At 40.9% G+C, this 12,882-nt stretch carries 10 protein-coding genes and 2 pseudogenes; 8 read left to right on the top strand and 4 right to left on the bottom strand.

What is annotated here, in order from left to right; translation table 11 throughout:
* A pseudogene (locus WBM49_RS05260) lies at positions 1–474 on the top strand (LPS-assembly protein LptD); the annotation flags it as partial.
* Between the two features lie 18 nt (positions 475–492).
* On the top strand, positions 493–879 hold the full coding sequence (locus WBM49_RS05255) for a RidA family protein (protein WP_424371014.1): 387 nt from the start codon (positions 493–495) through the stop codon (positions 877–879).
* Here the strand turns inward: WBM49_RS05255 and WBM49_RS05250 are convergent.
* The 4 genes from WBM49_RS05250 to WBM49_RS05235 all read right to left on the bottom strand — a co-directional run bounded on the left by WBM49_RS05250 (position 872) and on the right by WBM49_RS05235 (position 8,382).
* Positions 872–1,723, bottom strand: a complete 852-nt coding sequence (locus WBM49_RS05250) for an N-acetylglucosamine kinase (RefSeq protein WP_424371013.1) — start codon at positions 1,721–1,723, stop codon at positions 872–874. The genes WBM49_RS05255 and WBM49_RS05250 overlap by 8 nt on opposite strands.
* Before the next feature lie 80 nt (positions 1,724–1,803).
* Positions 1,804–2,805: a type I glyceraldehyde-3-phosphate dehydrogenase gene (gap, locus tag WBM49_RS05245; protein WP_424371012.1), complete on the bottom strand. Its 1,002-nt coding sequence runs from the start codon at positions 2,803–2,805 to the stop codon at positions 1,804–1,806.
* 16 nt (positions 2,806–2,821) lie between these two features.
* Entirely contained in the window at positions 2,822–3,811 is a 990-nt protein-coding gene (gene pfkA / locus WBM49_RS05240) for a 6-phosphofructokinase (protein ID WP_424371011.1), read from the bottom strand.
* A 149-nt stretch (positions 3,812–3,960) separates the two neighbouring features.
* Positions 3,961–8,382: a translocation/assembly module TamB domain-containing protein gene (locus WBM49_RS05235; protein WP_424371010.1), complete on the bottom strand. Its 4,422-nt coding sequence runs from the start codon at positions 8,380–8,382 to the stop codon at positions 3,961–3,963.
* Between the two features lie 103 nt (positions 8,383–8,485).
* On the opposite strand from WBM49_RS05235, the gene tsaD reads away from it, so the two are divergent.
* The 6 genes and pseudogenes from tsaD to WBM49_RS05205 form a co-directional block, all read left to right on the top strand.
* The gene (tsaD, locus tag WBM49_RS05230; protein WP_424371009.1) at positions 8,486–9,511 is read left to right on the top strand and encodes a tRNA (adenosine(37)-N6)-threonylcarbamoyltransferase complex transferase subunit TsaD; all 1,026 of its coding nucleotides are present in this window, start codon (positions 8,486–8,488) and stop codon (positions 9,509–9,511) included.
* Positions 9,512–9,622: 111 nt separating this feature from the next.
* A complete protein-coding gene (locus WBM49_RS05225; RefSeq protein ID WP_424371008.1) occupies positions 9,623–9,967 on the top strand; it encodes a TfoX/Sxy family protein in 345 nt (114 codons plus the stop codon).
* Positions 9,968–9,980: 13 nt separating this feature from the next.
* Positions 9,981–10,688 carry a 16S rRNA (uracil(1498)-N(3))-methyltransferase gene (locus WBM49_RS05220; RefSeq protein ID WP_424371007.1) on the top strand — a complete coding sequence of 236 codons (708 nt, stop codon included), beginning with the start codon at positions 9,981–9,983 and terminating at the stop codon, positions 10,686–10,688.
* 95 nt (positions 10,689–10,783) lie between these two features.
* Positions 10,784–11,434 carry a DUF4159 domain-containing protein gene (locus tag WBM49_RS05215; RefSeq protein WP_424371006.1) on the top strand — a complete coding sequence of 217 codons (651 nt, stop codon included), beginning with the start codon at positions 10,784–10,786 and terminating at the stop codon, positions 11,432–11,434.
* Between the two features lie 2 nt (positions 11,435–11,436).
* Positions 11,437–12,537, top strand: coding sequence for an AI-2E family transporter (locus WBM49_RS05210; RefSeq protein ID WP_424371005.1), 1,101 nt, complete (start codon positions 11,437–11,439; stop codon positions 12,535–12,537).
* 7 nt (positions 12,538–12,544) lie between these two features.
* A pseudogene (locus WBM49_RS05205) lies at positions 12,545–12,882 on the top strand (class I SAM-dependent methyltransferase); the annotation flags it as partial.

Raw genomic sequence — 12,882 nt, 5'->3', positions numbered from 1 at the left:
GAGGACCCTTACAACGGACAGAATTATATTGCGTCTAGTGGAGGCCGAACGGATGATCTATTTGGGACCGCTGACAATTTTAATGACAGTAGCTTTAAGGACAGGGACCCCGATGATGTGAAAAATCCCCGATATGGAACTAAGATCCCCTGGGACCTGAACTTACAGTACGCGGCCACCTACAGCAACAGCAACAGGCAAAACGAATTCTCTAATCACTCCCTGATGTTTTCCGGAAATATTGAACTTTCACCTCGTTGGAAGGTAGGCGTGTCCTCCGGATATGATATTAAAAATAAAGGGTTTACCGTCACACAATTGCGTTTTGAACGAGATCTTAAGAGTTTTAATATGCGATTCAACTGGACACCCTTTGGCGATTTTGAACGATGGTATTTCTTTATAGGAATTAAAAGTTCTATCCTATCGGATCTTAAATGGGAGAACAGGAGTCAGCGACCCCCTAGACGATAACAGACTAAAACAATATGTATGAGCAGTAGAAAGATTATTCACACTTCCAAAGCACCTGCCCCCAGTGGGCCCTATAACCAGGCGGTTATGGCAGGGAATACCCTGTATATTTCCGGGCAGATCCCGATGGATCCCAATACAGGCGAACTCATCTCCGGAGATATCAAGGAAGAAACCAGGCAATGTATGGAGAATCTAAAGGCCATCTTATTAAAAGCCAGTATGGGCTTTGGACAGGTGGTAAAAGCGTCCATTTTTGTGAAGGACATGAACCAGTTTGCCAGTGTAAATGAAGTATATGGCTCTTATTTTGAGCCCGCTACAGCACCTGCACGGGAAACGGTGGAAGTAGCCAATCTCCCTAAATTTGTCAATGTAGAGATCTCTATGATCGCCGTTAGATAGTTTGCTTGTGAAATTCAACCAGGCCGTCTATAGGGCGTTGTCTGATAACTCCAGGTACCAGGTCGTTTCGCTCCAATACAGCCTTTAATTCCTCGCGCAGGAAGTAAGCAATACTCCCTACAAAATGAATTGGGACCTTGGTGGCCAATTCAAATTGCATGATGTAATTATTCACAAATTGTTGCAATCCTTTATCTATTACTGCCTTACAGTACGGGTGATCCTTATTCTCTATCAGAAAACGGGCAAAGGTGGCTAAATAGGTATTGGGATTTGGTTGTTTATACAGATTTTCCTTGATCACATCCGCATCTAGGTTGTATTCGCCGGCAAATTTATGGCCCAGAGCCTGCGGCATTTTATGAAAGTAATAATCCCTTATAAGTTTCCGCCCGAAAAAATTTCCACTTCCATCATCCATGGGGATGTATCCAAGTGATATCACCTTTTGGAAGAGCTGGTGACCATCGTAGTAACTGCAATTAGAGCCTGTGCCCAAAATACAAACGATCCCCTGGTGACCAACTTTGGTGGTAGAGTAAATGGCCGCATAGGTATCTTCCTTCACTTCAGCTTTGGCATTTTTAAAGAAGGATTTAAAAATGTTCTTTAAAAACTTTTTCATCCTGTCAGTACCGCAGCCTGCACCATAAAAGTACAAGCGTTTTACCTTGTCCCTGTTCTTGGAGAGTTCAAAATTATTTGCCAATCGGTCTTCAATCACCTCTCTCGTAAGTACTTCAGGGCTTAGGCCTAATGTCTGGGTCATAAAGACTTCGTCCCCTTTTTCATCAAGAGCGATCCAATCAGCTTTGGTGGCTCCACTATCTACTATTAAAATCATATCAATGGGCTTAAAAAAGAAACCCTTAAAATAAGCAAATTTTACTTATCTCAAGGATTTAATTGTGAATCTAAATATGACTAAAGCTTGTGTATATATTGAGCCAGATCTACCATTTTGTTAGAATATCCTGCCTCATTATCATACCAGGAAATTACTTTAAAAAACTTGGAGTTCAATTCTATCCCTGCACCTGCATCGAAAATACTTGTTCGTGGATCACCTACAAAATCCTGAGAAACCACATGCTCTTCAGTATATCCTAAAATTCCTTTTAAAGATCCTTCCGAGGCAGTCTTAAATGCTTTTTTAATTTCCTCATAGGAAGTTTCTTTTTTAAGTCGAACAGTAAGGTCAACTACAGAAACATCTGCAGTGGGCACTCTGAAGGCCATACCCGTTAGTTTTCCTTCCAGTTCAGGGATTACCTTGGTTACTGCCTTTGCTGCACCTGTAGATGCAGGGATGATGTTTAGCATGGCGCTTCTACCACCTCTCCAGTCTTTTTTGGACGGACCGTCTACGGTTAATTGTGTTGCTGTTGTAGCGTGAACCGTAGTCATCAGTGCTTCTTCTATTCCAAAGGAATCATTCAAGACTTTTGCAAGGGGAGCCAAACAGTTAGTGGTACAGGAAGCATTAGATACAATTTTATCACTCGCTTTTACATCTTTGTGATTCACACCCATTACAAACATAGGGGCATCTTTAGAAGGTGCAGAAATCACAACCTTCTTGGCACCACCGTCTATATGGTACTGAGCTGTTTCTAGTGTTGTAAATATTCCGGTGCATTCGGCAACGATTTCTGCTCCTACTGCATCCCATTTAATACTCTTGGGATCCCTTTCTGCTGTTATCCTAATGGTTTTGCCGTTGACAACCAAATGTCCGTCTTTAACCGCAACTGTTCCATCGAACCTGCCATGTACTGAATCGTATGATAATAGATATGCCAGATGTTCTACATCTAACAGGTCATTGATAGCCACAACTTCCACTCCATCTCTTTTAGCTATGGCCCTGAAAACAAGCCTGCCTATTCTACCAAATCCGTTTATTCCTACTTTTAATGTTGCCATGTTCTTTATTTTAAAATTAAGTACTCATGATATCGGAGACCCTTATAAGTTCCTTATCAATTTTTGTTTTTCCTTTTATTGCTTCGTGGATAGGCGTGAATGCAATTTCATCGTCTAATATGCCCACCATTAGGTTGGTTTTTCCCTCCATAAGCGCTTCTACGGCCTTAACTCCCATTCTGCTGGCAAGTACCCGATCAAAACAAGATGGGGACCCTCCTCGTTGCATATGGCCCAACACACAAACCCTGACATCGTAAATAGGGAGATGCTGTTCCACATATTCCTTTAATTCAAATACATTTTTGCCGGTTGTTTTATCGCCCTCTGCCACGACAACAATGCTGGAAGATTTTCCGGTGAGTTTACTTCTTTTTAGTGAATCGAGTAAACGTTCGAGGCCCAAATTCTCCTCAGGAATTAAAATCTCTTCTGCACCAGCTCCTACTCCTGCATTGAGTGCAATATGACCTACATCTCGTCCCATAACCTCTACAAAGAAAAGCCTGTGGTGAGAACTTGCGGTATCTCTGATCTTATCTATTACTTCCATAGCCGTATTGATGGCCGTATCGAACCCCAGGGTATATCTGGTGCCAAAAATATCATTGTCTATGGTACCCGGAATTCCAATTAAGGGAATATTAAATTCTTCGTTGAATAAAAGGGCTCCGGTGAAACTGCCGTCCCCACCAATGACCACCAGGGCATCTACCCCTTCAGACTTAAGTTGATCATATGCCTTTTGGCGACCTTCTTTTGTTTTGAATTCATCACAGCGGGCAGATTTTAAAATGGTGCCTCCCTTATTGATTATATTATTGACACTCCTGGCATTCATAGGCAGGAAGTCTCCCTCGATCATTCCTTCATACCCTCTGTAAATCCCTACACAATCTATCTTCATGTACGCACAGGTGCGAACAACCGACCGAATGGCTGCATTCATTCCAGGGGAATCTCCCCCAGAGGTAAATACTGCTATTTTCTGAATTTTTGTATCCATTAAAAAATTTCGAATATCAAAAATAGCAAACAAATATGAAACCACGATGATCCCTTGACCTTATTTGATGTAATAGACCGTCTACAACGATATAGTTTTCGTATGTTCATAAATTAGTGCTGAAAATTGTGAAATTCCTAACTGAATGATCAATTCTGAATTGGAAGCGTTTTGGGTTTTTGATAGAATTTAACCAAACTGTCTTTCCCCATGGTACTTCGCACGTCTTTAGGCTTGGCGTCTGAAGATTCGTTTACCTTCTTAGGGCTAAATACTTTCCTGAGCAGATCATTAAAAGTATTGAAGTCTACTTCATACGAAAGTCCGATCCCCTGGGTATAACCCGTTTGATCTGCGAGAAACTGTTGAATTTCATTTTCTCTGTTAAAGATCTTGGCGCGAAGTGTGCCTTCTTCATTCAGCAATACCTGGACCTCCACATCTCCGGCCACAACCGTCTCACTCACCCCTCCTACAGGAACCCCAAAACGCCCATTGAACAGCACCCTGTCACTGATCCTTGTGGAAACGGTTACTCCAAGTCTATTCTCCGTTTGCACCTGACTGGGATCTATTGTCCCCTGTTCCAGTGAAAACCCAAAATCGAATTTGTCATTGCCACTACTTAGTAACGAGTTTACCAAGCCCGAAGCGGTCTGTATTAAATTCCCAGTAACGGCTTGTTGATTTAAACCACTACCTTCATTTACAAAAGTACCTTGTGCCAATAGAAAAAACGCGTTGCGCTCTTCTACTGTTGGATCCTGAAGTTTGTATTCCAATTCCGACTTCAAGATAGAACTGGTGCCTGGAAATTCAATATTAAAATCGATGGCAGGCCTTTCCAACTCTCCGGTAAGTTTTACCACTACATCGGTGGGAATCCTCCTGGTTACACCCGAATTATTATCTAGTAAAGGGGCCGGATTGGCATTGAGGGCGTACACAGCTTCCATATCCAGCTGAGCGTCTAATGGCAGGCCATCCCATACGATGCTTCCACCCGGTTTCACCGTAAAAGATTTATCGATCACTCCTCCAAAACGGTAGTTATAGGTACCCGTTACCACTACAAAATCTCCAAACATATTAAACTTCCCATTGGTATTGATATTTATCAGTAAGATTCCTACCCCTGTACCTTTAAGTGAACTTCCTGTTTTCTGATCTACCACGATCTCTACCTCGGCATCGGGGGTTACGTCCAGGTCAAAATTTAATTCCAACCCATCGTAATCCTTTAGGGTTCTTTCTACTTCAAAGGATTGCTGATCCTTTTTCTCAATAAAATTTATAAAGGAATAATCCCCTACAGAGGCAACATCACTAAGCGGTATCTTTAAGGAGGTTCCCGGGGCCGTAGCACCATCTACCTTAATGGTGAGCGCCCTTGTAGACCCAAAGATCCTTCCCTTGCCATTTAAGTATCCTGTACCGTAATACAAGATCTCTTCTTCAAAGGGGGTATTTAAAATTAAGAACCTATTGTTATTGGTATCTACATCCAGATCCAGGCTCCAATCATCCCAGTACTGATGTTTAATGGTCCCATCTAAGGTTGCGCTGGTATTCATGTCTACATCGGTCAATTGAATATTCTGGAAATCGAAGGTCTGATTGTAAAGTCGTACGGTAGAATTAGGTCCAAAATTATAATCAACATTTAAATAGGGAATAGCAATTCCTGCGGAGTTTAAAGAGAGCAACCCACTGATATCCGGGTTTCTAAGATCCCCTTTGATCTGAGCAGATCCATTGAGAAGTCCCCGAATGTTAGTAATGATCCCTTCTCCCAAAGGACTAAAAGGTTCCAGGCTAAAATTGTTGAAATTAGCCATGAGGTCCCCAATAGGTACTTCTCCTTCATTGTTAAAGTTACCAAGCAGACTAAACTTTTCTACTCCCTGATCAGATATCTGGGAATTTACCACGTATTCCGTAAGATCTCTGTTACCTACTATCCCAATGGTCAGTTCCCCCAAGGTAATATCGTTGACACCAAAACCTGCGATCTCCAGGTTGCAGGAAGGCAGATAAATATCATCCTTTTGCAGGATATTTAGCGTTCCGTTGATCTCCCCTTTTAGTTTCAGACTATCTATGGCGGGTGCTACCTTACTTAGCGATACAATCTTAAAGTCGAGTTGAAGATCCTTATAGGTCGAATCTGCCAGCTCGCCTCGCAAGCGGATTTGTTCTCTGTTGTCATTGTTCATGACGATCTCTTCAATCTGTATGCTATCCAGGGATTGGTTTATGATCACTTTGTTCTTCTTATCCCCGTCCTTATTGAGGATCCAGGTGTTTCCTTTAAAACTCAGATCCGATCTTTTGAGTCCTATGACGGATCTGTTCTGTGCATTGAAGGTATGGTAGAAGTTAAGGTTATAACTATCGTTGTATTCACTTCCTCCCTTAAATTCTGTCCTGAAGAAAAGGGTGTCAGTGAGCGTGGTGTTTATCAGGCTAAAATCTTTCAGATCATAATAGGCGGTAGAAACATCGGCTACGGAAATATAAGTATTAAAAAGTGGGTTTTTGTTATCTATCTTAACATCAATGCTATCGAATACATTTTCAAAGGCCGCAATTTTCGGAGATTTAAAATTTAGTTTGAAATCCCCTTCATCGGCTACTATATTTCCACGGATAAAGGTGTTGGGGTCAAAGGCAACCTCGGGGAAAAAGACCTCTACGATCTTATTGTAGATCTTAAAGTTAAAATCGAGCACCTGCCCTTCAGAAATATCAAAAGGCTTGTAATTCGTATAAATGCTACCTATGGAATTGCGGAGCAGTTTATCCAATTCATTTACTTTGAACTTGCCACGCATAAAGCCAGTGATAATATCCGGCGAGTTTATTTCAATACTTCTGATGGAATCCTGACTAAACGATGAGACCACATTGAAGTCTTCAAAGTAATAGGTATTGTTTATGTTTTGATAATTGGTGTTGGTAAAGGTAATGTTACCTACCACGTCATCCAGGTTGCTCCCAGAGACATCCATGTTCACATTTCCCTTAAAAATGGAAACACTGTCTTTAATAAAATTAAGTTTCTTAAGATCGGCATAGGCTACGGAAGCGTTGAAATTGAAATTGTTTACCGTACCCCCAAAGTCGGCCAACCCTTTAAAGTCCAGATTGAAGTTGGCATCCCTGCTTACCAGTGATCCATCAAACAACTGATCTTTTATGATCCCGGAGACGCTCAAATCCTTGTAATCATAGTTATTGAATTGAATGCTATATACCTGCCCTATGACCTCGGTATTTAAATTATTCTTCGCAAAACCCTGTCCTTCCACATTTACATCCAGGGAGGTGATCCCAAGGTTATCATCATTGACAAACTTGCCAAGGTTAAAATCAATAAGGGAAACAAAGCCTTTGTATTTTGCATTGTCTATGTTATTCACATCGGTTAAGCTAAGATCTACATAACTACTCCCAATATTACTGTTAATATTCACCTTGGTATTGACAGAAGATTCCGTAATGGTGGCGTCACCTCTAACCGTAAATTGTCCTAGTTTAGCAAAGGTAATGGGGATGGAATTTCCCAATACCTCTGGCATCAGAGACCGTAATTCATAATAACTGGTAGTGATATTCTTTATACCGGCTTCTAGTACAAAGGGTTCGTCCTTGGAAAATAGATCTTTAAAATTGAAATCACCCCGAATACCTGTATTCTCTGTGGTAAGAAATACTTCGTTGAAATTTAGATCATTGAGTACCCCATTGATAGTTCCCGAAAAAAGTACTTCCTTTTCTTGCCCGAACTGATTACTGAGAATATTCACATCATCTAGCGAAATTTTAGAATCCTGAAAAACGGCGGTAATATTTACTTTATTCACAAAATTGATGAAGTCTTCCCTGTTGTAATCGAATACGAGATTGCCAATAAGATGCGATCTTGGAGTCTGAATGTCCAGTGAATCGAATCGCATTTGTTGCTTGGAGTACTTAAAGGAGGTTGCCATTTTACTCAGTTCAAGCCCATTTGTACTTTTTAGTGAAAGGGCATCTATCTCGGTGGTAACCTCCGGACCTAAAATCTGAAAGTCTTTCGCATTTAAATTCAATTCGCGAAAATTCAGGGTTTCTGCAGTTTCCAGATTCTCATCGATCAATCGAAAATGACTGTTTTTAATAAATATATCTGAAGAAGTAAGAAAAAATGGGGGTGTTTCCGGATCTCTGGGTTTGTTATCGTCTAATTTTTCCACAAACACATCCAGGTTGGTATTCGTTTCTCCCGTGTATGTCTTTAATTTAAAGTTTAATTGATCTACCTCAATATCACCAAATTCAAGACTTCCACCAATTAAATTCCGGATGCTCAAGACCGAGGTGGTAAGCTCATTGATATAGAAAAGGGTGTCTTGTTGATAGTCCTGAATAAAGATCCCTTTGAGGGAGGTATCCCAGGAAATCAATGAAATACGCACCTTATCTATATTGATATTAGTGCCGTATTCTTTGTTGATGGAGCCGGTAGCGTACTTCGCTATCTTGGTTTGAACAATGGGTAAGGACAGAATAATAGAGCCAAGTACCAATATGAGTAATACTGCCAGGAGTATTCTAACCAGTATTTTTCTTAGTTTTTTGATAGGGCTATATGATTTACCTTTGTACGACCAATAATTATTCCAAAGCTAGGTGAAAAAACAAAATATATACCTACTGGCCATTGAATCTTCTTGCGATGATACCTCCGCAGCAGTTTTACTCAATGATTCTGTGCTTAGCAATGTAGTTGCTACTCAAAAAATACACGAGGAATTTGGGGGTGTAGTTCCCGAACTTGCATCGAGGGCACACCAACAAAATATTGTTCCCGTGATAGACCGCGCATTGGCCAAAGCAAATATCGATAAAAATCAACTATCTGCCATAGCCTTTACAAGGGGCCCGGGTCTTATGGGTTCCTTATTGGTTGGCACTTCCTTTGCCAAATCTATGGCACTTGGACTGGGTATTCCTCTGATAGAAGTAAATCATATGCAGGCACATATCCTGGCCCATTTTATTACTGAAAAAGGATTTAACAAACCAACCTTTCCTTTTCTTGCGATGACTATCAGTGGTGGCCACACTCAAATTGTATTGGTGCGTAACTACTTTGATATGGAGATCCTGGGAGAAACCCTGGATGATGCTGTTGGAGAGGCTTTTGACAAAACTGCCAAGATCCTTGGACTGCCTTATCCCGGTGGACCCTTGGTTGATAAGCTTGCACAAATAGGAAACCCTCATGCCTTTGCATTCCCAAGGCCAAAAGTGAAGGGATTGGATTTTAGTTTTAGTGGGCTAAAGACCAGTATTTTGTACTTTATTCAAAAGGAAGTTTCCAAGGATCCCAACTTTATAGCACAACACAAAGAAGATATTTGTGCCTCCATACAGTATACCATTGTGGGCATCTTAATGGACAAAATTAAAAAAGCCGTTAAACAAACAGGAATAACGCAAGTGGCCATTGGCGGAGGTGTATCGGCCAATTCCGGGATACGCCAGGCACTGAAAGAAGCCGAGGTTTCTTTAGGATGGACAACCTTTATTCCAAAATTTGAATATTGTACAGACAATGCTGCTATGATCGGGATTGTTGGATATCTTAAATATCTCGAGGGAAATTTCAGCGATCAGACCATTACTGCCAAAGCAAGGTACATTATTCCGTAACATTCAAAAGAATACGGCCTTAGGAGGCTTTTAGCTTCTCTAGTCTTGCAGTTTGTAAAAATCTCATACCTTTAAATCTATACATGCATTCTGCACCTTAATTATTTGATTATGGCGTTCGATGAACTTTTAGCTCAGCGCATTCGACTTTCGCTTGAAATGTATCCACCAGAAACACAGTCGTTGATAACTGAAAAAAAAATGTTTGGCGGAATGGTCTTCCTACTTAAGGGAAAAATGACCATTGGTGTCCTAAAAGAGAAACTTATGGTACGGGTGGTCCCGGAAAAAATGACAAAAATATTTGACAATCCATTTGTAGAACCTATGGATTTCATTAAAAAACCAATGAAAGAATTTATTTTTGTTTTACCCCCCGGTCTTGAATCAGAAGAAATGTTACAACATTGGATAATCCTGGGAATAGAACATGCCAGGCGAAAATTAACTCTTTGAACAGAAACAACATATGCAATTATTTTACAACCCGGAGATCTCAGAAACCACTAAAGAATTTACACTCCCGGCAGAGGAGAGTAAACATCTCATAAAAGTATTGCGGAAAAAAGAGGGAGATGAATTTCATATTACCAATGGAAAAGGTTGGTTGTTTGTTGCTTCCCTGGTCACCACAGACCCTAAGGATGCCACTGCAAAAGTGATTTCAGCTACTAATAAACATTCCAAGATGCATTCCCTGCATATGGTGGTGGCCCCCACAAAAAGCAATGACAGGTTTGAATGGTTCCTTGAAAAGGCTACAGAAATTGGAGTAAACGAGATTACACCAATTATTTGTAACAGGTCTGAGCGCAAGATCTTAAAATTAGACCGACTACAGAAAGTAATTCAGGGGGCTATGAAACAATCAAACAGAACCCACTTGCCTGTATTGCATCCCCCTATCACCTTCAAAGAGTATATGAAAAAAAAGCACTCGGGCATCTTGTTTATTGCACATTGTCATGAGGAGGAAAAAGTAGAACTCAAGCGTCGAATCGCGCCCGATAAACCAATTACCATCCTTATTGGCCCAGAAGGCGATTTTACGGAAGCAGAGGTAGACCAGGCATATGAACAGGGCTTTTTAGCCGTTTCTTTGGGAGAGAGCCGGTTACGGACTGAGACCGCAGCAATCTATGCCTGCACAACCGTGGCCATCTTTAACAGTCGTTGAGTCTGAGCAATCAAAAGATAAAAGCCTAAGTTCCTATAACGCTTATTTGAAATTCATTATGCGTAACTTTGAATCCTAAATCAGCTTTACATTCTATGTGGTATCGCACCCTATTGTTGTTTGTTTTTACCCTGTTGTTATCGTTCTCCGGAGGGGCACAAGAGATAGCGGTCCTCAAATACAAAGGTGGTGGCGATTGGTATGCCAACCCAACGGCATTGCCTAATCTTATTCGTTTTTGTAATAGAACCATTCGCACAGCAATTAATGATAAACCACAAACTGTGGAAGTGGCTAGTCCGACTCTTTATCAATACCCCTATATTCATATGACTGGGCATGGAAACGTATTTTTCTCCGATGAAGAAGCATTGAATTTAAGGACCTATCTGATGGCCGGTGGATTTTTGCATATAGATGATAATTATGGGATGGAGCCCTATTTACGCAAAGAATTAAAAAAGGTCTTTCCCGAGAAAGAATTGGAAGAATTAGGGGCGGAACACCCTATATTCTCACAAAAGTTTCAGTTTCCGGATGGGTTGCCCAAGATACATGAACACGATGGGAAAAGACCACAGGCATTTGGGATCTTCCAAGAAGATCGTTTGATCCTGCTTTTCACGTTTGAAAGTGATCTGGGAGATGGTTGGGAAGACCCGGAGGTCCATAACGATCCGGAAGAGGTAAGACAGAAAGCCCTTCAAATGGGCGCTAATATCATACAATACGCCTTCAAAAATTAGTTATGAATGCAAATGTTTTAGCCAATGGGATACTAAGAGCTGTCGGGGTTCTTGCAGGAATTGTCATTCTCTTTTATTTCCTGTATGAAATCAGATCTGTCCTGGCCTATTTAAGTATGGCGGCGGTAGTTGCCCTAATTGGCAGACCGGTGGTGCTATTTCTGAGGCGCCGACTTAAATTTCCCAATACCCTGGCGGTAGTGTTTACCATGGCCCTGATGATAGGAGTGCTTGCGGGCATCATTGCCCTCTTCTTCCCATTGATTGCGGAGCAAGCTGCCAATTTATCTTTATTGAATATAGAAGATCTTAGAACAAAGTTCATCACCCTTTATCAAGAGATCACCTTGTATTTTGGAGCTTCCCCAGAACAACTCAACGATCTTATCAAAGGGACCGAGATAGAAAAGAATATTGTAAATGGCTTTGATATTGGCTTTATCCCTAACATCCTTAATTCTTTTGTCAATACCCTGAGTGCGGCAGGCATCGGACTTTTTTCTGTTCTGTTTATCTCCTTTTTCTTTTTAAAAGACAGTTCGCTGTTTCAAAGGGGCCTACTCACCTTCATACCGAATGACAAAGAAACAGGGATGTCTAAATCCATAGAAAAGATCAACGGATTACTCTCTCGGTATTTTGTAGGTCTGTTATTTCAGATACTGATCCTTTTCATAATTTATACCGTTGTATTATTACTTGTAGGTATCCCCAATGCCATTGTAATTGCCTTTCTGTGCGCCCTTTTCAATATCATTCCGTACGTGGGTCCTATCATCGGAGCGGTCATCATGATCATCCTATCTATGACCTCCAATCTTGGGGCCGATTTTACCTCGGTGATTTTACCCAATACGGGTTATGTTATTATCGGTTTTGTCATAGGCCAACTCATAGATAATTTCTTTTCACAACCCATTATTTTCTCTAACAGTGTGAAGTCGCACCCCCTTGAAATATTCCTGGTGATCATCATTGCAGGTTTGTTATTTGGCGTCCTCGGAATGATCGTTGCGGTGCCGGGATATACCGCAATTAAGGTGATTTTAAAGGAGTTTTTAGCCGATAATAAGATCGTAAAACAGCTCACTCAAAACTTATAGTAATAGTTTGAATAAAAATATATTAAATACTGGTGTACAAGTATTTATAAATAATAATTTAAATACTGACATCCTGTCAGTATTACTTTCTAAGCCCACTTTTGAAGGTATTTCACAAAAAGAATTGGTACAGCAGCTCGAGAGCAAGAATAAGGCACATACCAAGTTGCCAACCTGGTATAATTCCCCTGGAATTTTCTACCCTCCCAAGTTGCATATAGAGCAAACCTCCTCCGAAATTACGGCAAGGTATAAGTCGGCCTTAGTAGCCGGAAAAACCCTGGCAGATCTCACCGGTGGTTTTGGGGTGGATTCTTATTTTTTTAGTCAGAAAATATCCAAGGT

The sequence above is a fragment of the Muriicola sp. genome (assembly GCF_049669965.1).
GTDB lineage: Bacteria > Bacteroidota > Bacteroidia > Flavobacteriales > Flavobacteriaceae > Muriicola.
This window is presented reverse-complemented; position numbering and strand designations above follow the sequence as displayed.

What these genes read in the sequence shown, in the direction of transcription:
- WBM49_RS05255 (WP_424371014.1), top strand. Translation starts at nt 493, where the DNA reads ATGAGCAGTAGAAAGATTATTCACACTTCCAAAGCACCTGCCCCCAGT.
- WBM49_RS05250 (WP_424371013.1), bottom strand. Translation starts at nt 1,723, where the DNA reads ATGATTTTAATAGTAGATAGTGGAGCCACCAAAGCTGATTGGATCGCT.
- gap (WP_424371012.1), bottom strand. Translation starts at nt 2,805, where the DNA reads ATGGCAACATTAAAAGTAGGAATAAACGGATTTGGTAGAATAGGCAGG.
- pfkA (WP_424371011.1), bottom strand. Translation starts at nt 3,811, where the DNA reads ATGGATACAAAAATTCAGAAAATAGCAGTATTTACCTCTGGGGGAGAT.
- WBM49_RS05225 (WP_424371008.1), top strand. Translation starts at nt 9,623, where the DNA reads ATGGCGTTCGATGAACTTTTAGCTCAGCGCATTCGACTTTCGCTTGAA.
- WBM49_RS05220 (WP_424371007.1), top strand. Translation starts at nt 9,981, where the DNA reads ATGCAATTATTTTACAACCCGGAGATCTCAGAAACCACTAAAGAATTT.
- WBM49_RS05215 (WP_424371006.1), top strand. Translation starts at nt 10,784, where the DNA reads ATGTGGTATCGCACCCTATTGTTGTTTGTTTTTACCCTGTTGTTATCG.
- WBM49_RS05210 (WP_424371005.1), top strand. Translation starts at nt 11,437, where the DNA reads ATGAATGCAAATGTTTTAGCCAATGGGATACTAAGAGCTGTCGGGGTT.